Origin of the sequence: Paenibacillus sp. LHD-117 (genome assembly GCF_030929555.1) — a bacterium.
Taxonomy (GTDB): Bacteria; Bacillota; Bacilli; order Paenibacillales; family Paenibacillaceae; genus Pristimantibacillus.
Genome location: NZ_JAVFVT010000005.1, coordinates 109,395 through 135,778 on the forward strand (window position 1 = coordinate 109,395; position 26,384 = coordinate 135,778).

Sequence of the window (26,384 nt, forward strand, 5' to 3'; positions counted from 1 at the left end):
ACGCGCATGCATTCAGTTCATAGCAAACCTATACATGTATTTGCTTTCTTCCTGCTGTTTTCGTGGGCTCGTTCGTCACCAGTCGTTGTTAAGACCGTGTAACGGTTGCCACAGAGGCTAAATGCCTCATTTAGGCTGTTTTGAGAATGTAACGGTTGCGGTGGAGCTTAATTGGCGAAAAAAGCTGGAAAATGGTGGTCTACCTCGAAATAAGCTCCGTCACAACCGTTACATTTCGGAAGCGGGCGTTTTAGCTAAAATAGCCTCTGTGGCAACCGTTAGAGCCTCGCCACACGCTACTCTCCACACACCACACGTCACTCGTCACTCGCCACTTGCCACTCGCCACTCAGCCCTTAGCACAACTCGGTGTCGTACATAGTTTCCTAAACAACCAAGGAGAAACGGTTGTCGCCATCCATTGGCGGCGCGGCGCGTTTCATTCCGAAAATTTAAGAGAAAGTATGGCGATATGATATACTTTCCTATATTTCAAGGTGAAACGGCTGTCGCCGTCCTTTGGCGGCGTGGCGCGTTTCATTCCGAGAAATAGAAGCCCAGTATAGTAAAAACTTATACTTTCTTATATTTAGAGAAAGCCCGGCCTAAGACAGCAAGGGCGGGGCATCATCGGATGCCCCGCCCCTATTCCATCTAAACTTCTCTCCTGAGCGCGCTGAGCACGTCGATCCGCGTAGCCCGTCTAGCCGGACGCTGGCCGGATACCAAGGCGACGCCAAGCGCAATGACGCAGGTGAGCACGGCGAGGAACGGCGGAATGATCGAGAATTTGAAATCCGCAGGAAGCTCCTCTTCCATCAGCATCTGGATCAGGAACGGCAGTCCGCCGTTCACCGCGATCGAGATGCCGTACGATACCACGGTTCCGATGATCGCCCCGAAGAGACCGATTAAGCTGCTCTCTAGCAGGAAGACGCGGCGAATGACGGACGGATGCGCACCGATCGCTTTCATGATGCCGATATCCTGCGCGCGTTCCGTCACGGCCATCGTCATCGTGTTGAAGATGCCGATCGACGCGATTAGGACAGCGATGGTCCCGATGAAGATCAGCCCGATCTTCATGATCATGAAGATCATGTTCACTTGCTTCAGCTCATCCGCGATGGAATGATTGTAATACCCTTTCTCGCGAATCGCCTCCGCGACTTGCTTCACCTTGGAAGCATCCTCCGCGATGACGGTGACGTCCTGATAATTCCGTTCCGCCGACGGCTTCGCGATGTTTGCGAGCGCTTCGGTCACTTGCTCCTCGGTCGGCGTCGTCTCGAAGTACGGAAGCTCGCCCAGCTGCGTGCCGGTAATCGCTTCGATCTGTTCGAGCAACCCTTCGCCGAAGTACAAGTTTTTGTCGAGGTTCCATTCCCTGGTAGGCTTTGCGGCCACGCCGACGATGACGGCATCAATCGTTTTTTTCGCAAGCGCGCCGTTCTCGTAATAGCTGACCTGCAGCTTCATCGTCTTGTCCAGCCACTCCGACGCATCGGGTAACGGAGGCGAGGTTTCCCCTTCCTTCGGCATCTGCTCGCGTATATGATAGCCGACGACGATTTCGTTCGGCTGCTCGGGCAATCGACCCGCGCCAAGCGCGAATCCCGCGCGTTTCTCGGCTTCGAAGTCCATTCCGATCTTCTGATTGACTTCAACCGGCACATTGTCCACGTTAGGCTCCAGCCATTGCTGCACATAATTCCGGTAAGTGACGGCCTTCACGTTCGGGAGCGACTGGAAATAGTCGATATCCCCGTTCTGAATGCCCTGCGTGTCGAATAAGTCCGGATTTTTATCGAAAATCGTAATTTCGGTCACGAGCCGGTCGCCGACGACCTCCTCGACCACGCTTTGCTGCAGGCCGAAGCCGACCGACGCGAGCACGGTCAGGAACGCGCAGCCCATCGCCGTCGCGAGCACCGTCATGAAGAGGCGGGTTTTGTTTCGTTTCATATTTTGCCGGACGAACCGGAGTTGATCGCTGAATTTCATACGTTTTGCTCCTCCCTGCTTCTTTCGATTGCTGCGATCCGAGCAGGCTCGGACTCCGCTTTCGCTGCCGCGGGGCGCGCCAGCTTGCCGTCCTGCAGACGGATCGTGCGATGCGCGACGGACGCGACCTGATCGTCATGCGTAATGATGACGAACGTAATGCCGAGCTCGTGGTTCAGCTGCTTGATCATCGTTAGAAGCGCCTTCTCGTTCTCGCTGTCCAGACTGCCGGACGGCTCGTCCGCCAGCACGATCGGCGGTTCCAGGATAAGCGAGCGCGCTACCGACACCCGCTGCTGCTGCCCGCCGGACAGCTCGCTCGGATAATGGCTGGCGAACGGCGCGATATCGACGTTCTCGAGCATTTTCATGACCCGTTTATGGCGCTCGGCTTTGCCCACGCCTTTCAAGACAAGCGGCAGCTCCACGTTCTCGTAGGCGGTCATGCTCGAGATGAGCTGAAAGTTTTGGAAGATAAACCCGTAATGCCGCAGCCGGAAGTCCGCCCACTGTCCTTCGTCCAGCTTCGTCACGTTCCTCCCCGCCACTGTAATCTCGCCCGCCGTCGGCCGAATGTAGCCGGACATCAAGTTCAGCAGCGTCGACTTGCCCGAGCCGCTTCGTCCGACGATCGCGACGATTTCCCCTTTGGCCACCCCCAGATGAATATCGTGCAGCACCGGTACGATCCGTTCCTTGCCTTTCTTGCCTATCTTGAATTGATGACTGATTCCCGTCATCTCGATCATGCGAATCCCTTCCTCTCGTTCATCGGTTCGTTCATCTGCAACAAGCATACCCGCCAGATCGTAAGGCAAACGTAAGCGAAGCTAAAGAAAACCTTAAGATAAGGTGTAGAAATCTAAAGCTGTCCGGCTTCGCGCGCAACCGACGCAGGACCGCCTTGCCAACCCGCCGAGGAATTAGGTAGGTGAGGCGGATCTACTTCTCTAGGCAACGCCCATTCGGCGATTTAGATACGCGAGGCGGATCTATTTCCTCTGCCAACGCCCATTTGGCGGATTTAGGTTCGCGAGGCGGATCTATTTCCTCCGCCAACGCCCATTCAGCGGATTTAGATACGCGAGGCGGATCTATTTCTCTCGCCAATGCCCATTCAGCGGATTTAGGTTCGCGAGGCGGAAGGTTGCTCGGGGGCTCTTTAATGGTTTGCGCTTCGTTGTGCTCGTTATTGCTTCTTGCTAACGGTCTACATGCTCTTATTAGAGCGCAACGGATACATTTTAATCTGTTGACGAATAAAGGCTTGTCGATCCTTTAAACGAACGGGGTCTGCCTCAAAGTTTTTTTCAACAAAAAAGAGGCCCTATTCGCTTGAATAGGAACCTCTTCTCTTAAGTCGGTCTCGCCTACTACGACCGTTAGTTCGCCGCCTTCATCTGCTTGCTTCGAAGCTGGCCGCAAGCCGCGTCGATATCCGCCCCGTGCTCCAGGCGGACGCTGACGCTGATGCCTTGTTTCTTCATGACGTCGTAGAACGCGCGGATGGACTCCTGCTCGCTCCGCTGGTACTGACTGTGCTCATCAACCGGATTGTACGGGATGAGGTTGACATTAACAAGCTGCTTCCGCGGCTGCATCAGCCCGGCAAGCTCCAGCGCTTGTTCCGTTCCGTCGTTCACGTCTTTCAGCAAAATATATTCGATCGTCATCCGCCGCCGCGTTTTCTCCAAGTAGTAGTCAATGGAATCCATCAGCTTCTCGATTGGGATGGCTTTGTTGATCTTCATGATGCGCGTGCGAAGCTCGTTGTTCGGCGCATGAAGCGATACGGCGAGATTGACGCCGAGATCGCTGTCCGCGAACTCCTTGATCTTGCCGGCGAGGCCGCTCGTCGACACCGTAATATGGCGGGCGCCGATCGCGAGACCCTTGTGGTCCTTCACGACGCGGATAAAGTCGGACACGTTCGCGTAATTGTCGAACGGCTCGCCGATGCCCATCACAACGATGTGGCTGACCCGTTCGCCTTGGCCCGCTGCATCCAGATGGAGCTGCACGTTCATGATCTGCTCGACGATCTCCCCGCTCGATAGGTCGCGGCTCTTCGCCAGCAGCCCGCTCGCGCAGAAGCTGCAGCCGATGTTGCAGCCGACCTGCGTCGTGACGCAGACGGACAGCCCGAACTTATGGCGCATCAGCACCGTTTCGATCAGATTGCCGTCCACGAGCCGGAACAGGAACTTCACCGTGCCGTCGACCGACTCCTGCTTCACATGCTCCTCCATCGTGCCGATCGCAAAATGTTCCTTAAGCAGCGCGACACAGGTCGGATGGACATCTTCCATCAGGTCGAAGTCGGTCACGCGCTTCCGGTACAGCCACTCCCACACCTGCGTCGCCCGGAACTTCTTATGTCCGCGCTCCGACAGCCATGCCGTCAATTGTTCTATTGTCAGTCCATAAATGGATGGTTTGCTCATTTGTATTCCTCTTTTCAAGCCCTCGTATCAACCAATGCCTGCTTTGGCTTCGGGCACACAGCCTATTGTCCCAAAATTCATAGAGGAATACAAGAGCAACGATCCAGCATTACTCGGCCCTGAATTGCTCGGGGAATTGCAGCACGATCCCTTCGGACAGCATATCGGCAAAATGGATCAGATGTTCTTCCCCTTTGTCGAAGGCTTCGATGCTGCCCTCCCAATCCTTCTCCAGCCTAGCTTTCAAGTCCTCTGCTACGAGCGCCAGATGCGCATCGAGCATCTCCTTCAGCTCCTTCTTAGACCAATGGGGGTTCGCCGCGGCCAGGAACGTCGCGATGTCGTCCGCATTGCGGTACCATTCCTTGTTGAACTTCTGAAGCTCCGCATTATTGCCCGCTTGCGCCGCCGCTACGATTTTGCCCGCGATGAGAATATGCTCCTTCAGCAACTCGGCCAGTTGATCGCCTGCCGCGTCCCCATAATAAGGCTTGATGGCGTCGCCGATATCCTGCTGGTTTTTGAGCAGCCTGACCAGAACCGCCTTCTGATCTTCAAGGCCCGCTAAGGCACTGACCATGTAGCTTCTGGTCCACATCGCATGCTCGATCCATAGCCGCTTCATGGATCGCTTCAGCTCGATCTTCGCGTCCGTCCAGCAGATTTGGCCGGCGGAACCCCCTTCCTCGCGTTCCCTTGCCGCTTCCGTGCGCGCTTCCAGCTCCGGCTCTGCTCCGGCATCCGCTTCCGATTCCGCCTCGACGGCGGCTTCCGCCCCGTCTCCTTGCTCCGCTTCCACAGCCGGTTCCCGCTCCGTGCCGGCACCGCTCTCCCATACGGATTCCGCTTCGCCCTCGGCGCTCGCTCCGACAGGTCCTGTCATCACCGTCGCCGACACGACCAACGCGGCCGCTGCTAACGCCATCATACGCACAACTGCATGTTTTGCCATTCCATGAACAACTCCCTATTCGTATACTTGTTCCAATCTCCTCCTTTATTGTGAACATTCGCTACGCATTCATGCGTCAAAATGCCTTAATCGGCGAGAAAACGTTATTGAGGCTATGGGAAAAAACGGTTACAGCGATTATTTCCATTGAAAACAAATGCGCGCAAGAAATACATTGAACATAAACAATCGAGAAAAGAGAGATCACTATGACCGATACGCCTAACAACGCCATGCCGCTCGGACGGAGCGATCTCCGCGCCGATTGCGCGAACTGCTTCGGTCTCTGCTGCACGGCGCTGCCGTTCGCGGCTTCGGCCGACTTCGCGGCGAACAAGCCTGCCGGAACGCCCTGCAGGCATCTGCGGGAGAACTTCCGATGCGGCGTGCATAGTCGGCTCAGGGAGATTGGCTATCGAGGCTGCACGGTGTTCGACTGTTTCGGCGCGGGGCAGCGCGTGTCTCAGGCGACCTTCGAAGGGCGGGACTGGCGTACTGCACCGGAGCTGGCGCCCGGCATGTTCGAAGCGTTCCATGCCATGCGGCTTCTCCACGAGCTGCTCTGGTATTTGCGCGACGCGTTAGCTCGGATAGAAACCGAGTCCATCCATCCGAAGCTCCAACGTTCGTTGGAAGCTACGGAGGCGCTTGCCTCACTTGCTGCAGAAGAACTGCTGGAAACAACCGCGGCCGCGCATCGGATCCAAGTGAACGCGTTGCTCGTCGAAGCAAGCGCGCTCGTGCGGGCGCGGGACGGCCACCGTGGGGCAACAACAGGCGGCAAGCGAACGAAATACCCGATTCGCAGAGGGGCCGATCTGATGGGAGCACGGCTAAGAGGAGAGAATTTGAGGGGAGCCGATCTTCGCGGGGCTTATCTTATCGCGACGGATTTATCGAACGCGGACTTGCGGAGGGCGGATCTGATCGGGGCCGACTTCCGGGATACGAATCTATGTGGCGCCGATCTCCGCGAGAGCCTCTACCTGACGCAATTTCAAATCAACGCGGCCAAGGGCGACGCCCGTACGAAGCTGCCTGCGGGGCTTGAGAAGCCGTCCTATTGGTCCTTCTGAGGTGAAATGGCTATCGCCATCCTTGGCGGCGTATACTTCCTTAGATATGAGCATATTAGGCAACGCGAGCTAAGGGAAAGATTAAAATTTTCTCCGTATGCATGCGTCTATACGGTGGTCTGTGAAATCAGTCAGAATTCGACACAAAATTAGGGCACTAGGATCATTCCATTAATTGGTTATAATGGATAAAATTTATCTTAGCTCGAATTCGCTTACCTCATCCCACTGAATAGACCTGAATTTTTTACTATGTATTGATGAGTTTGTGATTATTTAGTTGATCTAAGATCACTTTGGAAAGTAGGTGTCATATTGTGAAAAAAAGGAATTTGAAAAAGGTATTGATATTATCAACTTTGGCAGCCACATTATTTGCTTTGCCGGTAGTCCATGCACACAATACAGATGTATATAGTGGCAACTGGCCAAGTAGCGTTGCAACTAACCTTGCAGTTGCATATGGCACTTCTGCATCAACATGGTCTGCATTAATTCAACAATCGGCTGAACGCTGGAATGGAATTGATCCAAACGTAGCAATAACATCGATTTATCATAATCCTGAAGTTGACAATGAAACCTTTCCAAGCAGAATAAATCTTTTCGCAACAGATCTTGGTTCAACAGGGGATTGGGCATTAGCATTGAATTTCAAATACTCTGTTCTGTGGGGATATACTGGAGATTGGGATGCGGAATGGAAAGTTGGAAGAATTCGATTAAACAATAATACCGACTCTACAACTAAAAGAGGCTTTTCGTTTTATGATACAGACTTAAAGAGAAAAATTATTACACATGAGATTGGCCATACTCTTGGTCTAAAACACCCTGCAGATACGAGTGAAACAGCGATTATGAAACAAGGAGATAACCTTTACTACACGATTCAAACGCATGATAAAGATGTTCTAAAAAGTAAGTACTAAATATGGAAGTGGAGGGCAACTGGATGAATATGAAAAAAATATCGTCCATTATTGCATTGAGCTTACTCGCAGGAATTATTTGCTTCGTAGGCTACAATCAGCTAAATCCTCAGATATTAGTGGCTACTGCAGATTATCCAACAGTACCATTCGAAGAGTTAGAAGAACAATCACATGTAATCGTAAAGGCACAATTGGTGGATAACTTAGCTGATGAAGTGAAATTCGATAAATCAAAAGTTCCTTTAGACTGGAGAACATTTACTAGTTTGAAAATTATCGAAATATATAAGGATGTCAATGGAGAGTTTAATGAAGGGGATACCGTTACTGTTATGGAGCCTTTTGCAAGTTGGAGAGACGCTAGAGGTGCTTATGAGATTCACAGGGAACATTATTTGCCTATCCAAAAGGAAAAGGAATACATCTTCTATCTTTATAAATCCAATACTTTTGATGCATATGAAATCCACAGTCACCATCAAGGGAAGTATATCTTAAATACAACTGGTAAAGATATTTCAGTGCTCAAGAAGGAGGAGCTTGAAGTCACGGATATCGAAACTCAATACTTAGAAAACTATAAGAAGGTTATGGCAAAGTATCATAATGGGAAGTAGGTAGATCTACTTTGGCGTATCGCTAAAATAGTCTATATTTAAACAAAAAAGAAACGCTTTCGTTACTCCGAAAGCGTCTCCTTCAACCAATCATATGACTTCCGTCCGCTAATCTCGTGCGCGCCAGGAAATAGGTCCACGGCGACGCGGTCACCGGCGCCTTCCTCGGCGTAGATTTCTTTGATCGTCGCAACCGCGCGGCGAAAGCCTTCGACCGGGAAGATCGGATCCCGATCGCCCGACTCCAAGAACAGCGGACGCGGCGCGATAAGTCCGATCAACTCGGGCAGCTCGGCGTGAAGCAAGATGCCCGGAGTATAATTGTCGATGCAGTGACGCACCGCCAGGATGCTGTCCTTAAACGTGTTCGCGAAGCCGGTCAGTACCGTGGCCCGCACGGCCGGCTCAAGCACCGATGTCGCATAGGCAAGCAATCCTCCGCCGGAGAAGCCCATCGTCCCTATCCTGGCTTCGTCAACCTCGGGTCTGGAAGCCAAATAGGCGAATGCGCACAGCGATTCCGCAACGCGCAAGCCCGTCAGCGTCTTGCCCAGCATCAGCAGCTCCGTCGACAGACGGAAGCAGGAATTTGGCGTATCGGGGTTATCCGCCAGATCGGCAAGCAGCCTTCGCTCTCCGAAGCCGATAACGTCCGGCGCGATGACCGCCATCCCGCGCTTCGCAAGCTGAACGGCAAAGTGCCCGTGAATGCCCGGCGCGCCGACATCCGGCGATCCGTCCGCGAGCAACCCTACGATCTCGCGGCTTCCATAACCGTGACCGTGCAGCGCCAGCACGCCCGGCAGCGGACCATTCGTATGTTCCGGCAGCAGAACATACGCCCCGAACGTTAATCCCGGCGTCGCGGACAACTCGATCCGTTCCCGGACATAACCGTCGCATACGACCCGCTCCAACAGCCGCGGCTCGAAGCCGGGATTCGGCTCAAAGCTTCCGATAGCCTCCCGAAGCGCCTCTCGAAGCCGGCGCTTCCGCTCAAGAGGCGACTCCGTCTCCGCCTCCCTGCTATGGCGGCTAACCGCTTCCTCGTACAATCCTGCTAGCCACGAGTCACCATTCCACATTGACCGTTTCCCGCCTTTCCGTCAGAGAATCAGACCGATTACCTATCCCGAACCCGCTCGATCCGGCTCCTCATATCGCCGTAACTGATGGCGCCGAGGAACCTTTCCCGAATGATGCCGTCGCTATCGATGATGAACGTGGACGGATAAGCCGCTACGCGATATTGAGCAGCCGCCTCGCCGCGCTCGTCGAGCGCGATCGGGAAGCCAAGCGCCTGTTTTTCCGCGTATTGCCGTACTTTGGCGGCGCTTTGCTCTTGGCTTGTCACATTGACCGACAGGATCGCTACGTCTTCGCCTTGCTCTCGATACTCGTCGTACAGCTTCTGGACATGCGGCATCTCCGTCATGCAAACCTTGCACCATGTCGTCCAGAAGTTGACGAGCACCGTCTTCCCCTTGAATTGGTCCAAAGCAATGCTCTGTCCGGACAAGCCGATAAGTTCAATCGCGGGCGCTTCGTTCCCCTCGCGGGCTCCGACGGCAGTTGACCCGCCTTCTTCGAAGGCCGCCCTATCCATCATTCGCTGCGTTTGGTCATGCGCCGTATAGCTGAGCAAGGCCAATACGAGCAGCGCTCCCGCGGATTGCGCGGCCAATCGGCCGACCGAGGGACGAAGCTTGCCGTCTTCGACATGAATCGCAAAGAACCGACCGCCGCCGCTCCGAATGTTGATCAGCAGCAAGCCTGCCGCTACGGCAACGAACAGTCCCAGCCAATGGATGTACAAGGCCGATTCGCGATCCAAAGCGACCACCGCCAGCAAGTCAATCGCCGCCCAGCCCGACGCGAATGCCCCGGTCAACATCCAGCCTTCGGCAGAGCCGTACAGCTTGCCGAAACGAACAAGCAGATAACACGCGACTGCCGCCGAAGCCAGCCAGAATCCGATCGCGCCCCCGTCAAAAAAAAACAAAGAAAGCGGCTGGCGAACCACGCCAGCCGGATCGATCAGAAGCAGACTGCCCTTCCAGATCGCGATCCATAACAAAATCGCGTTCCACGCGGCGGACAAGTCCCCATCCCCCCGCTTCCGAAGCCGCAGCTTAGCCGCAAGCAAGCCCATCAAGCCCGCGGCCAGATACACCAGCAGCTCCGTATTCAGCACCAACGATCCAAGCTGAAGATTCGTCATCGCTTTCCCGCCACTTCCTGTTCCGTCTTATTCCCGCACGTACGCTCCGTCTCCATGCACGCCTACAAGCGCTGCCTTATACACGCCCTTGTCGTCCACGAGCACAAACAGCTCGAACGTTTCGAGTTCTCCCTCGTACGTTTCGATGTCCATAAGAACATAATAGGCGTCCACGGCTTTGCCGTCTACTTGAACGGATGCATACTTCCACACTACAGGGTTCGCAGCTTCGAAATAATCCCCGCCTTCGGTCGCCTGCACATCGCCAGAGAGCATGCCGTCCGCGGTCAATTCGGCGTAGGTGGATCCCCAATAACCGAATTCGCCGATTTCTTCATCGTAGGAGTACACGCTCCAGTCATACGGCAGGGCGATCGCCTGTCCGCCGGCGGCAGCCGCCTTGAAGAACGCAGCGAAATCGACTTCTTCGCCTACGCCTTTGAACGCGCCGATGACCTTGGCCGCTTCCGTCATATACTGCTCTTGCTTCTGGGCGGCATCCGCAATAAACTTGTCGTCGCCTTCGTAATTATTGATCAGCGCCCCGTACTCGAATACCGGCATCATCGGATTGTACATGGACAGCGGGTCCATGTTCAGAAACACTTCGCGTTTCGCCGAGCTAATCGAAGGGATGGAATGGATCAAAAAGATCTCCTCGTCCTCGCCTTGCGAAGTAACGAGCGTCCATACCATCAGCTCGAATACGTCCCCGCGGAACAGATTCGCCGTGGGGGCTTTCTCCCCGATCAGCGCGATACCGATTTCCCAGCCTTCCTCGACCGCGTTCGCGTAATTGATATCGAAGCCCGCGACCCTTGCCAGAAGCGTAACCGCCTGTTGGTAGGTAATTTTGTTGCCCGCGCCGAACTTGCCGCCTCCGATTCCCGTCGTTACTCCGTTATGGTACGCTTTCTCGATATCCGCGTAAGCCCAGTGGTTCTTGGGCACGTCGGAGAAGGTCGGCGTTACCGGAGGCGTGAACGCCGCTTCGCCTTCGCGCTCGCTCAAGCGGTTCAAGATGGCGATCATTTGCGCGCGGTTAAGTTCTTTGTCTTCCTCCAAACCGGCGTCCGTGCCTTTAACCAATCCCAAATCGAATAAAATTTCGCCGTACGTCTTCGGCTCGGCATCGGCCGCGGATACCGCCGTCCCCCATGTTAGGAGCAACGTCATAGCCAGCAGCAGGGCCGTCATTTTTTTCTTCATCTTCTGTTCCACCTCGTTGGTTTAAGTTATGTATGATGGGCAAACTTACCATTCGACATAATTCCTCATTTTTCCTCCTGTAGCTGCCGTTAAAGAAAAAGGAGCTGTATTGGCCTAAATCACTAGGCTTGTCCAGCTCCTTCTACCTGCACATTTACAAATGTGCGTTTGCCGCAGCTTACGCCCCTGCCAATTCCGCCCGCTGCGCCTTCGTCAGGCTGCGGACGACAAGCTCGTACGAATGGTCGATCATCTCCCGGATCTCCTCATCCGGGATCGAGCCGTCGATCGTGACGGTGTTCCAATGTTTTTTGTTCAAATGATACCCCGGGTTTACCGCCGCATGCTGCATCCGCAACAGCTCAGCCATATGCGGCTCGCATTTGAGCGAGATATTGGCGACGTCGCCGTTCGCGCCGAGCAAAGCGAACATTTTGCCCCCTACCTTCATGACCAGCGGCTCCGGCCCGAACGGATAATCCTCGGAGGCGCCTTTCAACCCTTTGCAATATTCGGCAAGCTCAGACATGTTCATTTCCATTCCCCTTCCGTTCTTGGACGCTCCAAAAAAATAAAAAGAGCAGCTGCCGATATTCCGGCTTCTACTCTTCTTTGTACCTGATTTTGGTATTCTCTGCAACTCAAGCGCTAGGATTTCTCCGCCGGCGCAATCTTCTGAATCAACGAGATTTGGCCTGCATGGATGCCGGTATGATACATAAGGCGGCCTACCGCCTCAAGCGGCGTCGACGCACCGATCGGCGATTCGACCGGCTGCGTCCAAGCTTCCGCCGGAAGCTCGCGCATCCCTTCGATGAGGTGGGCGTTCGACGCTTCGAGCAGCGCGACCAGCTCCTCCAAGCTCGTGAACGTCGGCTTGTTTTTGCCGCCTCCAGGCCCTCTGTTCGTCACGATCTCCAGTCCTTCCGGCATCGGACGGCCGAAGAACCATTCCGCGAACATATACTCGACCTCCGCGTTATGCCTCAGCATATAACCGATGGAAGCCGGACCCGATTGAAGGGTTAGATCGCCTTCCGGCAGCACCTTGACCGTTTTATGAAATCTGGTTTGAATCGCTTGCCAGATCGGCAATACCGTTTCGTAGGACATCGAATGCGCCTCCTTATTTTTTGCCTGCCGAATGACCGTCTCTTGCGACGTGCTGGAATGTCTCGCCGGACAAATCGATGTCGAACGCTTGGCCGAAGCCCGCGACGTACCGTCCTTCCGACAAGGTCAGCTCGAACAACGAGAAATCGAGCCCCTTCAGCATGCCGATCATGTTTTTGCCAAAGCGCTGCTCGAACTTGGCGAAAATCTCCTCGTACCCTTCGTTCCCCAGGTTCAAGGCGGTTCCGACGAATCTCGCGCGCTGGCGCGCGAATAGGTTCGGCGTATCGGCCTCGTCCGCGATCATCATGACATCGACTTCGGGATTCGCTTCGAGATGGCGGTAATGGTTCGCGATCCGGCTGAGATAAATGTACAGCTTGCCGTCATGCTTGACGAACGGCGCATAGGACACGAATGGCTTGCCGTCTTCCGAGATCGTGCTCAGCATCACCGACTTCAAGCTCTCCGAGAACGCCAAATACTGCTCTTTCAGTGAATCAATATCCAATGCTTTCAAGCGTATCCCTTCTTTCCTCTTGTATTTTCCTCAATATATGAATGCGCGGAACGCTGTCTTGCTGCGCGTACTGAATATCGGTTTCCACGCCATATACGTTTCGGATCACGTCCATCGTCAGGACATCGCGGGGCTTGCCGTATTCCTTCAGGTCGCCGTCCTTCAGGACGCATACCCGATCGCTGTAGGCGCTCGCATGGTTAAGATCATGGAGCACCATGACGACCGTTAGGCCCAGCTCCCGGTTCAGCTTCCGCACCAGCTCCAGCACTTCGAGCTGATGACCGATGTCCAGGTAGGTCGTCGGCTCATCGAGCAAGAGCACCTTGGGCCGCTGCGCGAGCGCCATCGCGAGCCACGCTCGCTGAGCTTCGCCTCCGGAGAGCGAGACGACGAGCCGCTCCTTGTAACGAACCATATTCGTCTGCTCCAGCGCCCAGTCCACAATTTCGCGATCCTCGCCCGACAACCTCTCGTACCATTTCTTATGCGGCATGCGGCCGTAACCGACAAGCTCCTCCACCGTCATATCGGCGGGACTGCTGTTGGATTGGCAGAGCATGCACATCACTTGGGAGAGCTGTCGCTGCGTCATGTTCCGCAGCTCCCGGTCCGCCACGCATACTTGCCCGCCTTTGCATGGGATTAGCCTTGTGATGGCCTTTAGGATAGTCGACTTGCCCGAGCCGTTCGGCCCGACGATGGAGACGACCTCGCCTTCGCGCACTTCGAGCGAGAAATCCTTCACGATTGTCCTGCCCTCGTAACCAATGGTCAGCGACTGTACCTTCAGCATGCCTTACGCGCCTCCCCTCCGCATGAGATATAGGAAGTACGGTCCGCCCGCGATCGCCATGATAATGCCGGCGGGAATCTGCAGCGGACTGAAGAACGTGCGGCCCGCCGTATCCGCGACGAGCAGGATAAGCGCCCCCGAGAATAATCCGAGCGGCAGACTGAACCGGTAATCGGAGCCGATGAGCAATCGTGCGATGTGCGGCACGACGAGGCCGACGAACCCGACGAGGCCGACCGTCGAGACCGACACCGCCGCAAGATAGACGGCAACGAGCGAGAGCAAGAATCGCACGTGATTTAGATTTTGGCCCAAATGATGCGCCGTCTGCTCCCCTAACCTCAAAATATTGGCTTTCCGGATGCAGAAGATCGCCGCGATCCAGCCTACGATCGAATATGGCAGAATGACCATAACGTCGTCCATGCCTTTGCCGTTCAGGCTTCCGTTCAGCCATTGGAGCGCGCTCGGCAGCCGTTCGCTGTACAGGATCGACAACAGGCCGATGACGCCGCCGAATACCGCATTGACCGCGACTCCGGAGAGAATGATCCGTATGGGCGTGAACCCCCCGCCTTTCTTCCAAGCCATGGCATACATCATGATCGCCGCGATACCGCCTCCGACGATGGCCGCCAGCGGAAGCATCGAGGAATAGGCCGGCATGACGAGCAAAATAAACAACGCGGCAACCGCCGCCCCGCTGGATACCCCGGTAAGCCCGGGGTCCGCCAGCGGATTCTGCATGACGGCTTGAAGCAGCGCGCCAGACGCCGCCAGATTGGCTCCGATGATCAGCGCGAGCGTCACTCTGGGAATCCGGATATCCCAAAGAATCGTTGTCGCTCTGTCATCGCCTAGTCCGATCACCGTCATGAACGTCTCCATCGGGAAGAACCGGACGCTGCCGATGCCGATGGCGGTAACCGCCGCCATCAGTAGCAGCAAGGCCGCCGCCGCGATCAGCACGATTCTGCCCTTCCCTCTTTTCCCTTCCGCCAGCTCGCCCCGTCCCATCATTATTCGTACAGGATGCCGGCTAGCTCATTGTAGGCGGATACCGCTTTCGGCAGCGACGCGATACCGAATAGGCCGTAATCGAGCGCGATCAGCTTATCGTTCTTGAAGGCGTTCAGCTTATCCCAGGCGCCGCCGTTCTTCACGTCTTCCTCCAGCTTCTTGGCTACGGCTTCCGGATCGCCGTGCGCGACCAACAGGATGATATCCGGGTTCGCCGTGACTACGCTCTCCATATCGAGCGGCGTGTATGTCTCCGTCAATTTCAGCACGTCGGATACGACGTTTTTGCCGCCAAGGTTTTTTACCAGGCTGCCCACGTAAGTATTCTCATTCATGAACATCAACGATTCGGCGGAGCCGAACAGAACGAGCACGCTTGGCGCCGTTTTGCCTTCCACCGCGGCCATGGCGGCTTTCTCGTCCTCGTTGAACTTCTTGATGAGGGCATCCGCTTCCGCTTCCTTCTTGAGCAAGCGGCCCAATACGACCGTGGACAGCTTCAGTTCATCGAGCGAGTCTGCCGGCAGGTACGCCGTCGGCAACTTCGCGGCCGAGAATTGTTTCTCGAGGTTTTCTTTGATCGAGGCCGGCCCGATGACCGCATCCGGCTGCAAACCCGCGATCACCTCCAGATCCGGCTGATGCGAGGAGCCCACGCGCGGCAGCGCGTCGAACGCGGCCGGCAGCTTGCTGCTCGTGACCGGCACGCCGGCAGGCGCCACGCCTAGCGCATCGAACAGCTCGGTCAGCGCGACGGACATGGCGATCAGCTTCGTCGGCTCTTGGTTCTTGAACTGCGCCAGCAGCTCCTCGACTTGCGCTTCGTCCACCAGGTTTTCCGCCGGCGCTTCCGTTGCCGCAGGCTGCTCCGTTGCCTCCGCCGTAGCTTCGGCCGTCGGCGATGGGGAAGCCGCCTGCTCATTGCCTCCGTTGCCGCCGTTATTGCCGCATGCCGCGGTTAATGCGACGATGACCGCGATCATCGTTAATTTCCAGCTCATCAACTTCAACTTCTTCATTGTTATGCCCCCAATAGAGTAATTAATAATGATAACCGTTATCATTATAACGATATTGATTATTATTATCAATAAGAATTTTATATGCTATTTTTTTATATATTGATCTTTATACAAACAGCAAAGGCCGGCAGTCGCTTCCAGAGCGGGAACTGCCGGACCTTTTTTATGTCATGCAGGATTAACGCTCACGCTGGCCGATACGAGGCCTAACGACCACATTCGTTCCAATGACTCCGGCAATGATGAGCACGGAACCAACAAGGTGGAACCATGTGAATGATTCGCCGAGTATGCTTGCTCCTGCCGCGATGGATACGACGGTCGACAGGTTCATGAACACCGCCATTTTCGAAGCTTCGATCTGGGATAGGATGTAGCTGCCCATCAACGCGGTACCAAGCTGGACGATGCCCAGGAAGAGGATCAAAGAGAGGAACGTACCGCTCGCCAGCGGTGAGACCAAGTCGCCAAGCGTGCCTCTAGATCCATGCTTAATTAGAGAGATTACGAGAGCCGTTGCGAATCCGACGGCCACCATGAAATAAGCGATCTCGATCGGGCTGAAATGTCTGGAGATGGATCTGGCCAGCACGCTGTATGCCGCAAAGGTCAAGCCCGCTAGAAGCAGCAGAAGAATGCCTGACAGATTCGAGAAGTCCAAGCTGCTTCCCTTCATGATGAAGATGAATACAACTCCGAAAACGGAAAGGAGCGTAGACAGCTTCTGTGTCCGGGTAATCGCTTCCTTCAAAAACGCCGACGCCAGCACCATCGTAATGACCGGCGTAAAGGCATTAATAATTCCCCCTTCTACGGAGCTGGCGTGATTCAATCCGAATACTTGCAACGTGAAATAACCGACCGGGTACATCGTTGCCAGCAATAGCAGCTTAAGAAGCGGCTTGCCGCGGTACTTCAGCTTCACCAAGCGAAACGCCACAGGTATCGACAGGATCATAAACGCTGCGGCAAACCGGAAAGTTAGCGTATCGAAGGGGTTCGCGTAGTCGAGGGTTAGCTTAACAATCAAGAAAGAAACGCCGATTACACTGGCGTTGATGACGGCCAGCAAATAAGCGAGCTTCACCCCTTTGGAATAAATAGCAGTAGCGGTATTAGACATGGAACAGCACCTCCACATCCACTTGCTTCCTGCATACCCGCATGTTTTTATTCAAAATCATCTCACTCATCCTCTCCTCTAAAATATTTCAAGCGGCCTGACGCCAATTTTCAATTATTCTAATCGCTGCCGACTGTCAGTACTGACTGACATTTATGTCGTAAAAATAGCTAGGGGGTCAAAGCCCTAGCAAATAGTTTCACGCTTTCCTTCATGAATGGCTCAAGCTCCATATTGGGATAGTTCTTCCCAGCGTTCAAATCATTCATAAAGGCGCCATATTGAGACATCATAAACGTGAAAGCCTCTATTCTCGGATTGCCTCGAATCATCTTCCCCTTGTCACCCATGGCGATAAAATAATTCGTAAGAAACTCAAGCAGCTGCAGCGGGTGCTGCCGTGTCCGTTCTTTGAATCCAGGCAATCTGGACTCATCCTTCGCGCTGATCTGGATCAGCTTCCGGTTGCGATTCATCGTCGTATGGTAGGTTCTGCATATCGTAAGCAGGTCTTCCTCCAGCTCCCACACGAGCTTCTCTTCGAACAGCTTTCTCATTTCCTCTGCGTAATGATACCGGTCGAACGCCGCCTCTAGGAGATTCTGCTTGCTCTGAAAATGGCGAAACAACGTCTTCTCGCTTAGCCCCGCAGCAGCCGCGATCTCCTGCGTGGTTACGCCGTTGTAGCCTCTCTCCGAGATTAGATTGATTGCAGCGAGCAATAGTCTGTCACTGCTCCCCAGCTTGCTGTCATCCATAGGCCATGAACCTTCCTTAAAGCAATGTCAGTGATCACTGACATCATAGTATATCAGTCTTAGCCAACTGTCAAGTGACGTACAGGCAAAATAAAAAGCGAGGCCGAAGCCCCGCTCTTTTGTATTTGCCTATTAGTCTCTGCTTGCCAGCTTCGATAGCAGACGAAGAATCTCGATGTACAGCCATACGAGCGTCACCATCAGGCCGAACGCGCCGTACCACTCCATGTACTTCGGTGCGCCTTGCTGCGCGCCGGCTTCGATGAAGTCGAAGTCCAACACGAGATTCAGCGCCGCAATGATGACAATGACGACGGAGATGCCGATGCCGATCCAGTTGCTCTCGTGCAGATAAGGAATCGTGACTCCGAAAAACCCGAGCACGAAGCTCATCAAGTAAAGCAGCATAACGCCCATCGTAGCCGCGAAAACGCCAAGCTTGAAGTTTTTGGTCGCTTGGATGATTCTGAAACGGTAGGCGACGAGCAGCGCGATGAACACGCACATCGTCAGAGCCGATGCCTGAAGCGTAATGCCGTTGTACAAGCTTTCGAATTGCGCGGAGATCGCGCCCAGGAACAAGCCTTCGCAAGCCGCATAGATCGGCACCAGGAAGGGAGCCGCTTTCGGCACGAAGCTAATAATCAACGCAAGAACGAAACCCGCGATCGCGCCGCCGATGGCCAGCGCCATGACGTTCGCCTGTCCGTTCGCGTACATGCTCCAAGACGCGAACGCGCCGCCGAGCAGAATCGCGAGCGCGATGAACATTTTGTTGACCGTTCCTTCGATCGTCATCCGGTCTTGTCCGGTATGAAGGCCCGTCCTCTCGAATGTCGAATCCTTTAACGTGGGGTTGCCGCTGCGTCCAATCACGCATAATCACCTCTTCGGATAGATTAGTCCTATCGTATCATATTCTTACATTTCTGACATCATGTTCGCGTTAAACGCTTACCCGGAAAAAAAGACCTTTTCTTCGGTCGTTCTCTATTATCCATCAGTATTTCTATCGATGACCTCCCCGCATACATTGCCAGCACGTGCTGGAAGCCTAACGTCACGACCCTTTGTTTGCTTTACATGCTTTATACCTTCTCCTTAACTCGATGACTGCTCTCGTTGTGGTCTTGCGTGAAATGTACCTCGCCCGGCTTCATCGACTCGATGCGCGCCAGGGAATGCACACGGACGTTCTTCGCCTCCAGCAGGCCTCTCCCTTCCTGGAAGCTCTTCTCGATGACGGCGCCTACGCCTATCAGCTCTGCGCCGGATTCACGGACGATATCCACTAGGCCGATGAGAGCCGCGCCCGTCGCGAGGAAGTCGTCGACAATCAGCACCTTGTCGCCCGGCCCCAAATAACGCTGGTCTACGGTCACCTGATACGTCTCGCCGCGTGTGAACGAATGGACGGGCGCCGAATATACGCTGCCGGACTGCGTTACGGCTTTTTTCTTCTTCGCGTAGACGAACGGCACTTGCAGCGCGATGCCCGCCGCCATGGCGAATTGGATGCCGCTCGCTTCGATCGTCAGCACCTTCGTAATTTTCTCTCCGGCGAACGCGCGCGCGAACTCCCGTCCCGTCGCCAGCGCCAGCTCCGTATCGACTTGATGATTCAAGAAGGCATCCACCTTCAACACCGTCTCGGACAGAATGGCCCCTTCCTGCCGTATGCGCTCTTCAAGCTCTTTCATCTTCTTCCCGTTCCCCCATCTGCTGTGAAATTGAAAAAGGACAGTCTTCCTTGAGCTCGTACTCACTCAAGTGAAGCCTGTCCTTTCGAAATGTTATCCTGATGAGTTCTATTCTATTGTACCTTTGTAAGGGTACACACTCTGTGCGGCAGTTTCAAGTGGGAAATTATTTGCATCCGGAATACATCGGCATATGGCGTCCCCTGCGTTGTCCGAGACAAAACAGTAATTCGGAGCTTGCCTTCGTCGATAGCTTCCGTCTTCACTTCGCCTTCATCGCTTATCAGGGAAGCGGACAACACCTCTCCGAAATACGGCAGGATGAAGGAATCGCGAACCTCGGACGAATCGTCCGGATACAGATAGAACGCATAAACCGTATTGCCTTTTCTAGTATACGCCATGCCGTCCGCCAAATAAGGCGCGCATTCGCGGGTGCCGTATACCGCTTCGCCGTTCCGCTTCAGGAATGCGCCGAGCTCCCGCAGCGCAGCCATACCTTTGGCCGGAAGCCTGCCGTCAGGCTGCGGCGCAATGTTCAAAGCCAAGTTACCGCCTTTGGCGATTATGTTAATGAGCAAGTGGACGAGCTGTCTCGGCGACTTGAAATCATCGTCGTAATTGAATGAGAAGCGCTGGCCGACCGTGACGCAGCTCTCCCAAGGAACAAGAATCGGCTCATCCGGCACCGTTTGCTCCGGCGTAATGAAATTTTCATAAGGGCCGCCGACGGTACGGTCTACCGCCATCAGATGCGGCTGCGTCGTCTCGCGGATACGTTCGACAATCTCTCCGATTCGAATATCCTGCCCTTTGTTATCCGGGTGAACCCAGCCGCCATCCAGCCACAGCGCTTCGATCCGGCCGTAATTCGTCATGATCTCCGTTATTTGCCGATGCGACATCTGGACAAACTTCTCCCATAACTCAAGATGCTCCGTCACGTCGTAATTAACGTTGCGATCCGTCTTGCCATCCGGCGAAGCGAAGTCGGGCGACCAATAATACGGCGTATGCCAGTCCGGCTTGGAGAAGTACGCATGGATATCCATGCCCCGGTCCCGGAACGCATCGAACAAGTGCCGGCATATATCGGCGTAACGGTGCGAGCTGAACGGCGTATTCGGGCTTGTCACTTTGTAATCCGTCGTTTCGGTGTCCCACATGCAGAATCCGTCATGATGCTTCGTCGTGAACAGCAAGTACTGGAACCCGCATTCCTTCGCAAGATCCGCCCAAGCTTCCGGCTGAAACCGGATCGGATTAAACGTCGTTCTCAAATTCCGGTATTGCCGCCGAAACTCGTTCATGTCGTCGGTCCAGTCGACATCCTTCTTCGACCAGGCGGCGCTGTCGTCGGACATGCACCAGGATTCGTAGATGCCCAATTGGCATGCAGGCGACCAATGCATCATGAAGCCAAGCTTGTGGTCGCGGAATTTCTCCAGCGCCTCCAATACGTTCGGGTTATCCGGACGCACGTACATATCCTCTGCCGTATAATCGTGAACGCCGTTGTTCAGCGCGTCTTTTTTTGTTCCCGCCATTGCCGGTTCTCCTCTCGTGAAGCGAAGCCCCCGATGATACCGGGAGGCTTCTCAGTTCGATCTATTATTGCGCAGCTTTCCAAGCGTCGTATTGCTTCTGCATCTCCGCCATTACCTTCTCGGAACCGGCAGCTTTCAGCTTCTCGTTAACTTTCGGCAAGAACTGCTCCGGATCGATGGAGCCCGTAATGAGAGGCAGTCTTACTTCAGCCGTCACGTTCTGAATCGCGGCAATCTCGGCTTGCACCGGAGCCGGGTCGAATACGAAGCCGACCAGCGGCGATACTTGCGCTTCGTCGTTAAATTTCTTGAACTGCTCCCACTTGTCGGCCGGGTCCGCTTCTGTCAGGTAGTTCAAGAAGCCGTTGCCGAATTGGAACCAACCCGTGTTCCAGCGTTCTTTGCGCGCCGGCAAATCTTTGACCACGTTATCGGATACTTTCTCGTAATGCACGCCTTCGACACCGTACACGAACAAATTATGGAGATAAACATCGGCATGCAGCATGTTAATGAACATCATCGCTCGTTCCGGATCTTCGGACGTTTTCGGAATCGTCAGCATAGACCCCATAACGGAGTTTGTTGTGACGATCGGCTTCTCAACCGGATTGTAGCCGACATCAAAGCCAGCGCGGTTCGTCCAAATCACCTCTGCTGTCGGAATGCCGCCGGATATGCCGGTCAGCCACTTGCCTGCCTGCTCCTCGTTCTCCGGACGGGCGTAAGTCGCAACGTCAGGTCGGATATAACCGGCCTTGTAATAGGCGCGTACGGTCTCCAGCGCTTGCTTCGCTTGCTGCGTCTCCCACAGGCTGACGATCTTCCCGTCCGTCGCCATCGGCTCGTAGACCATGCCGAACGGAATGTTTTCGTTCATGACGTAATCGAACGGCACATACCACAGCGATTGCTGAGTCGGCTCGATCGGATAGATCGTCGAATCCTTCTCCTTCAGCTGCTTCAGGACAGGCTCAGCGCTTGCAATCGATGTCACGCCGGATGCGTCGATGCCATGCTGCTTCAGAAGCGGCTCGTTAAAGCGCAATACCCATTGCGAAGCGATTTCCTTCGGATTTTGAACCCCGTAGTTTTGGCCGTTCACCTTAGACAGGTCCAGGAACTTGCTGTACATCGACTTGAGCGCGTCTTGGCCATGCTTCTCCAGCAGTTCGTTCACCGGATTCAGAGCGCCCTTGGAAGCGAGCGGAACCATATGCTTCGCTTGTGCGAACAAGACGTCGATCTTCTGGCCGGATGCCAGGAAGACCGGCACTTTCTGCTCGGCTTCGGCCCAAGGCACAAAGTTGATTTTGACTGTCGCATTGATCTTCGGCTGAATGTACTCGTTCACCTTCTGTTCAATGAGCTCCGTATCTTTCTGCGGATCGCCGAAGAAATACAGCACCAGCTCGTACGGCTTCAATTGATTTTCCGCCGCTTCGCCGGTCGCTTCAGGCGATGGGGAGCTGCTTGCGCCGGGCTGTCCGTTTTCGTTGTTGTTCTTGCCGCCGCAAGCGCTGAGCACTACGGTCAACAGCAAGATTGCCGCTAATGAAATCAACCCTCTTTTTTTATTTCTCAGAAACATGTTGTACCCTCCTGTATCGTTTGTTTTTATTTAAAGCACCGTTCGCTTGGATGCGCCCGCCGCGTTAAACAACTACCCTTTGATGGAGCCTACGGTCAAACCTTGGATGAAAAACCGCTGGAAGAACGGATAGGCGAGCACGATTGGCGCCGTTGCCAGAACGACCATCGCCATGCGGATCGTTTCCTGAGGCAGGTTCGCGATCAGCGTTGCATCCGAAGTGGATAACGAATCGGTATTCTCCAGCAAATACTGCAGGTTGTTCTGAATTCTTGAGAGCATATATTGAAGAGGCGTCAGCTCCGGCTTATCGATGAAGAGCATCGCATTAAACCAATCGTTCCAATAAGCCAATGCGCTGAACAAACCAATGGTCGCAATGCCGGGCAGCGAGATCGGAAGCACCATGCGAACAAAGATGGAGAAGTCTCCGGCTCCGTCGATCTTGGCCGCTTCGATCATACCCTCTTCTATCGTCGTCCGGTAGAAGGTTCTCATGACGATAATATAGAAGGCGTTGACGCTAAGCGGGAGAATCAGCGCCCATATCGTATCTTTCAAGTGCAGAACTTGCGTCACCATCATATAGAATGGAACGAGACCGGCGTTGAACAGCATCGTCAGGAAAGCGATGAAGGTAAATAGCTTGCGGTAAGCAAACTCCGGCCTCGAAATCGCGTAAGCGTACGGCAGAATCAAGACCAAACTTATGATCACGCCAAGCACCGTAATGAGGATGGATACAAGGAAGGAGTTCAGCATCTGGCCGGAATCCTCCAATAGATACGAGTAAGCGGACAAGCTCCACTGCTCGGGCCAAATCCGGTATCCATTACGCGTCAATGACTTCTCTTCCGTCAGCGAGATAATGATCGTGAATACAAACGGCATGATGCAAGCGAATGCGACCAACGCGGCCACAACGTTCCAAAACCAGTTCCAGCCTCGGGAAAATCCTTCGACATTCGCGCTGTTCTTTGATTTCATGCAAGCTTCCTCCTTCTGTTAGAATAAGGCGTCGTCTTTGCTGATTTTGCGGACCGCGTAGTTGGCCGTCAGAACCAGAATGCAGCCGACAACCGACTGATACAAGCCAGCGGCGGCGCTCATGCTGAATACGCCCATTTCCTTCATGCTGCGGTAGACATACGTGTCGATAACATTCGTAACCGGGAACAGAAGGCCGGATTCGCGCGGCACTTGATAGAACAGCCCGATATCGGAATGAAAGATTTGCCCGATAGCCAATATCGTCAAGATAATGATCAACGGCTTTAAGTGTGGAATCGTCACGCTCCGGATTTGCTGCCACTTGCTCGCCCCGTCAATGACCGCCGCTTCGTAATAGGTTCTGTCTATCCCTGCGATAGCCGCGATATAGATGACGCTGGAATATCCGACCGTCTTCCACACCTGCGCAAGAATGAGGATAAACGGCCAGTAAGCCGGTTCGTTGTACCACATCTTGGGCTCCACCCCTAAGCTCGCGAGGACGTTATTGAGGAACCCCTTGTCCATGCTGAGAAAGGCGAACACAAAATAGCCGACAACGACCCAAGACAGAAAATGCGGGAGCATCATCCCGGTCTGATAAAACTTGGACATCCGCTTATTGGTAAGCCCGCTGACCACAATGGCCAGCGCCACGGGTATAACGACGCCAAGGATAATAAAGGCGAAATTATAAAGCAGCGTGTTGCGCGTGATGATAAAGGCGTCGTTCGTCTGGAACAGAAATTTGAAGTTATCCAAGCCAACCCATTCCGCACTCCATATGCCGTGAAATATTCCTTTTGCATGATAAGTAAATTTCTGAAAAGCAATTAAGTTGCCGAATATAGGCAAATACTTCATGATGATGAACCACAAAGTCGCCGGAAGCACCATTAGCAGAAAGATTTGATTTCGTTTCAGCTGTTTCCATTTCGTTAACATTCTCCACTCTCCCATTTCCTTCCCAAGTTGTCTGAACTCATTCGTTTAAAGCGTTTTCATCCTGATTCTATTATCCGTTCTACGCCGTGCTGCAGAAAGAGGAATAATCCAAGATGAACCGTCAGAACTCAAGGCAAAACCGGGAGGCATATGGGGACAAAAAAACGCCGGCTGCCCACAATGCAACCGGCGAACATTCGATATCGGGGATCCCCTCCTTCCTTATCCTCTCGGCACCCCTTTACGGACGGAACGGAATTCGGTAGGCGATACACCCGTAAATTTCGTAAACAGCTTATAGAAGTAGTTAGGATCCAGACAGCCTACCCTCGCCGCGATCTCGCTTCCCTTCAGATCGGTCTGAAGAAGCAGCTCCCTGGCGATTTGGATGCGATAGCCGTTGACGTAGTCTGTGAACCCGACGCCGATCTCCTTCTTGAACAATTGGCCCAAATAGACGGGATGGACGTTATAGATCTGACCAAGCGTCTTAAGCGACAGCTCCGACTCGTAACGGGTATGGATATCCTGAACGACTTTGCTAATGACCGGACTTCGGCTCTCTTCCGCCACGGATACAGCGTCAAGCGACTCGCCCGCAAATTGCTGAATATATTGTTTGATCTGGTCTACGCTTCTTAAGCGGAACAACTGGGCGAAACTTTCCATGAAGTTGCTGCGCCCCGTTTGCTTGGCGACTTGAAGCATAATTTCCAGCGCGCCATCCTGCGCATCCGCAAGCGAAGCGCGCATATGCTCCTTTAGTCCATCGAACGAGTCGTCAATCCATAGCTGGAGCTCCTTACGGTCTTTCTTAGCGAGCAGCGACGTCAGCGTCTGCAGCTCCTGCAGAAATTCGACGCTGGACACCCGCGTGCCGGCATGTTCCCCGTCGACAATAAACCGGTCGCTGTTAATCATCCTCTGGATCTGTATTTCTTTGGCCTGCCGATAGCTCTCGGGCACCTCCAGGTAACTGCCGACGGTCGCGCCTATGGAGAACAGCATATCAATCCGCCATTGCTCCCTGACGCTCTCATAGAGGCTCTCCAGCTCCCTATGCAATACTTCACGGTTCAGGCCGCCGCCATGATCCGAGAATAAGATCACGATGTCGCCGTCGAAATCTACAAAATCCAACGTCGTGTACGTAGAGAGCAGCTCCGAAGCATCTGTGCGGACCAGCTCGCAAACTTCGGATACGAGCTCGTTGCGGACATCAGGCGGAAAGCTGTCTCCGGCCTGATCGCTTCTTAGAAGGCTGCCGGTCACGACGGCATACGCGCGGTGATGAAGCGGAATGTCGGCCATCTCCGCTCGCTGCTTCAACTCCGCCATTGGAATCGAACGGCTCATCCACCGATTAAGCACGTTGGTACGCAATATCTGCTTCTCTTCAATGGATCGAATCCGCCGCTGCCCTTCGAGCTCCAGCTTCCTTACGGCAGTCGCAGCCGTAGCGGACAACTCGTTCACATCGACGGGCTTGAGCAGGTAATTCTCAATGCCGAAGCGCATCCCTTCCTTTACATATTGGAAATCGTCGTAGCCGCTCAGGACAATGAATTTGACGCTCGGATCGATGGAGCGAATCGTCTCAATCAGCTTCAAGCCGTCCATGCCGGGCATTCGGATATCGGTCATGACTACGTCGACTGGGTGATCCAGAAATTGCTCGAGCGCCTGCTCCCCGCTAGAGGCTTGCGACGCGATCCGAAGTCCGTGCCCTTCCCAATCCATGATGGAATACATGCCCTTCAAGATGAGAGGTTCGTCATCTACGATCATGACCTTGTACATG

At 54.1% G+C, this 26,384-nt stretch carries 25 protein-coding genes; 3 read left to right on the forward strand and 22 right to left on the reverse strand.

Annotated elements, in window-relative coordinates; genetic code table 11:
* Nucleotides 1-654: 654 nt before the first annotated feature.
* The 4 genes from RB620_RS05180 to RB620_RS05195 form a co-directional block, all read right to left on the reverse strand.
* Nucleotides 655-2,004: an ABC transporter permease gene (locus RB620_RS05180; protein ID WP_308092492.1), complete on the reverse strand. Its 1,350-nt coding sequence runs from the start codon at nt 2,002-2,004 to the stop codon at nt 655-657.
* Entirely contained in the window at nt 2,001-2,753 is a 753-nt protein-coding gene (locus tag RB620_RS05185) for an ABC transporter ATP-binding protein (RefSeq protein WP_308092493.1), read from the reverse strand. The genes RB620_RS05180 and RB620_RS05185 overlap by 4 nt, the downstream gene beginning before the upstream one ends.
* Nucleotides 2,754-3,386: 633 nt before the next feature.
* Nucleotides 3,387-4,448, reverse strand: coding sequence for a dual-specificity RNA methyltransferase RlmN (rlmN, locus tag RB620_RS05190; protein WP_308092494.1), 1,062 nt, complete (start codon nt 4,446-4,448; stop codon nt 3,387-3,389).
* Nucleotides 4,449-4,557: 109 nt separating this feature from the next.
* On the reverse strand, nt 4,558-5,400 hold the full coding sequence (locus RB620_RS05195; protein ID WP_308092495.1) for a hypothetical protein: 843 nt from the start codon (nt 5,398-5,400) through the stop codon (nt 4,558-4,560).
* Between the two features lie 209 nt (nt 5,401-5,609).
* Between RB620_RS05195 and RB620_RS05200 the strand changes: the two genes are divergently transcribed.
* The 3 genes from RB620_RS05200 to RB620_RS05210 all read left to right on the forward strand — a co-directional run bounded on the left by RB620_RS05200 (nt 5,610) and on the right by RB620_RS05210 (nt 8,028).
* Nucleotides 5,610-6,476 (forward strand): pentapeptide repeat-containing protein, encoded by an 867-nt coding sequence (locus RB620_RS05200; RefSeq protein ID WP_308092497.1) that lies wholly within the window; start codon nt 5,610-5,612, stop codon nt 6,474-6,476.
* A gap of 317 nt (nt 6,477-6,793) precedes the next feature.
* Entirely contained in the window at nt 6,794-7,408 is a 615-nt protein-coding gene (locus RB620_RS05205) for a M57 family metalloprotease (protein WP_308092498.1), read from the forward strand.
* Nucleotides 7,409-7,431: 23 nt separating this feature from the next.
* On the forward strand, nt 7,432-8,028 hold the full coding sequence (locus RB620_RS05210; RefSeq protein ID WP_308092499.1) for a hypothetical protein: 597 nt from the start codon (nt 7,432-7,434) through the stop codon (nt 8,026-8,028).
* Between the two features lie 62 nt (nt 8,029-8,090).
* On the opposite strand, the gene RB620_RS05215 is transcribed toward RB620_RS05210, so the two are convergent.
* The 18 genes from RB620_RS05215 to RB620_RS05300 all read right to left on the reverse strand — a co-directional run bounded on the left by RB620_RS05215 (nt 8,091) and on the right by RB620_RS05300 (nt 26,383).
* Nucleotides 8,091-9,113, reverse strand: a complete 1,023-nt coding sequence (locus RB620_RS05215) for a dienelactone hydrolase family protein (RefSeq protein ID WP_308092500.1) — start codon at nt 9,111-9,113, stop codon at nt 8,091-8,093.
* A 38-nt stretch (nt 9,114-9,151) separates the two neighbouring features.
* Nucleotides 9,152-10,249, reverse strand: a complete 1,098-nt coding sequence (locus tag RB620_RS05220; protein WP_308092501.1) for a TlpA family protein disulfide reductase — start codon at nt 10,247-10,249, stop codon at nt 9,152-9,154.
* A gap of 27 nt (nt 10,250-10,276) precedes the next feature.
* A complete protein-coding gene (locus tag RB620_RS05225; RefSeq protein ID WP_308092502.1) occupies nt 10,277-11,458 on the reverse strand; it encodes an S-layer homology domain-containing protein in 1,182 nt (393 codons plus the stop codon).
* Between the two features lie 178 nt (nt 11,459-11,636).
* Nucleotides 11,637-11,993: an MmcQ/YjbR family DNA-binding protein gene (locus tag RB620_RS05230; RefSeq protein ID WP_374121362.1), complete on the reverse strand. Its 357-nt coding sequence runs from the start codon at nt 11,991-11,993 to the stop codon at nt 11,637-11,639.
* A gap of 113 nt (nt 11,994-12,106) precedes the next feature.
* A complete protein-coding gene (locus RB620_RS05235) occupies nt 12,107-12,571 on the reverse strand; it encodes a DinB family protein (protein ID WP_308092503.1) in 465 nt (154 codons plus the stop codon).
* Nucleotides 12,572-12,584: 13 nt separating this feature from the next.
* Nucleotides 12,585-13,091 carry a HugZ family pyridoxamine 5'-phosphate oxidase gene (locus RB620_RS05240; protein WP_308092504.1) on the reverse strand — a complete coding sequence of 169 codons (507 nt, stop codon included), beginning with the start codon at nt 13,089-13,091 and terminating at the stop codon, nt 12,585-12,587.
* Nucleotides 13,072-13,887, reverse strand: a complete 816-nt coding sequence (locus tag RB620_RS05245; RefSeq protein ID WP_308092505.1) for an ABC transporter ATP-binding protein — start codon at nt 13,885-13,887, stop codon at nt 13,072-13,074. Before RB620_RS05245 ends, RB620_RS05240 begins: the two co-directional genes overlap by 20 nt.
* 3 nt (nt 13,888-13,890) lie before the next feature.
* Nucleotides 13,891-14,907 (reverse strand): FecCD family ABC transporter permease, encoded by a 1,017-nt coding sequence (locus tag RB620_RS05250; RefSeq protein ID WP_308092506.1) that lies wholly within the window; start codon nt 14,905-14,907, stop codon nt 13,891-13,893.
* Nucleotides 14,907-15,926 (reverse strand): ABC transporter substrate-binding protein, encoded by a 1,020-nt coding sequence (locus tag RB620_RS05255; RefSeq protein ID WP_308092507.1) that lies wholly within the window; start codon nt 15,924-15,926, stop codon nt 14,907-14,909. The genes RB620_RS05250 and RB620_RS05255 overlap by 1 nt, the downstream gene beginning before the upstream one ends.
* Before the next feature lie 181 nt (nt 15,927-16,107).
* Nucleotides 16,108-17,052 (reverse strand): DMT family transporter, encoded by a 945-nt coding sequence (locus RB620_RS05260; protein ID WP_308092509.1) that lies wholly within the window; start codon nt 17,050-17,052, stop codon nt 16,108-16,110.
* Between the two features lie 170 nt (nt 17,053-17,222).
* Nucleotides 17,223-17,810, reverse strand: a complete 588-nt coding sequence (locus RB620_RS05265; protein WP_308092510.1) for a TetR/AcrR family transcriptional regulator — start codon at nt 17,808-17,810, stop codon at nt 17,223-17,225.
* Nucleotides 17,811-17,942: 132 nt separating this feature from the next.
* Nucleotides 17,943-18,686: a Bax inhibitor-1/YccA family protein gene (locus tag RB620_RS05270; protein WP_308092511.1), complete on the reverse strand. Its 744-nt coding sequence runs from the start codon at nt 18,684-18,686 to the stop codon at nt 17,943-17,945.
* Nucleotides 18,687-18,898: 212 nt separating this feature from the next.
* Nucleotides 18,899-19,510 (reverse strand): xanthine phosphoribosyltransferase, encoded by a 612-nt coding sequence (locus RB620_RS05275; protein ID WP_308092512.1) that lies wholly within the window; start codon nt 19,508-19,510, stop codon nt 18,899-18,901.
* A 113-nt stretch (nt 19,511-19,623) separates the two neighbouring features.
* Complete coding sequence (locus RB620_RS05280; protein WP_308092513.1) at nt 19,624-21,057, reverse strand: alpha-L-fucosidase; 1,434 nt, start codon at nt 21,055-21,057, stop codon at nt 19,624-19,626.
* 64 nt (nt 21,058-21,121) lie between these two features.
* Nucleotides 21,122-22,648 carry an ABC transporter substrate-binding protein gene (locus tag RB620_RS05285; RefSeq protein ID WP_308092514.1) on the reverse strand — a complete coding sequence of 509 codons (1,527 nt, stop codon included), beginning with the start codon at nt 22,646-22,648 and terminating at the stop codon, nt 21,122-21,124.
* A gap of 72 nt (nt 22,649-22,720) precedes the next feature.
* Entirely contained in the window at nt 22,721-23,635 is a 915-nt protein-coding gene (locus RB620_RS05290; protein WP_308092515.1) for a carbohydrate ABC transporter permease, read from the reverse strand.
* Between the two features lie 18 nt (nt 23,636-23,653).
* Nucleotides 23,654-24,583 (reverse strand): ABC transporter permease, encoded by a 930-nt coding sequence (locus RB620_RS05295; protein WP_308092516.1) that lies wholly within the window; start codon nt 24,581-24,583, stop codon nt 23,654-23,656.
* 222 nt (nt 24,584-24,805) lie between these two features.
* Complete coding sequence (locus RB620_RS05300) at nt 24,806-26,383, reverse strand: response regulator (protein ID WP_308092517.1); 1,578 nt, start codon at nt 26,381-26,383, stop codon at nt 24,806-24,808.
* Between the last annotated feature and the right edge of the window lies 1 nt (nt 26,384).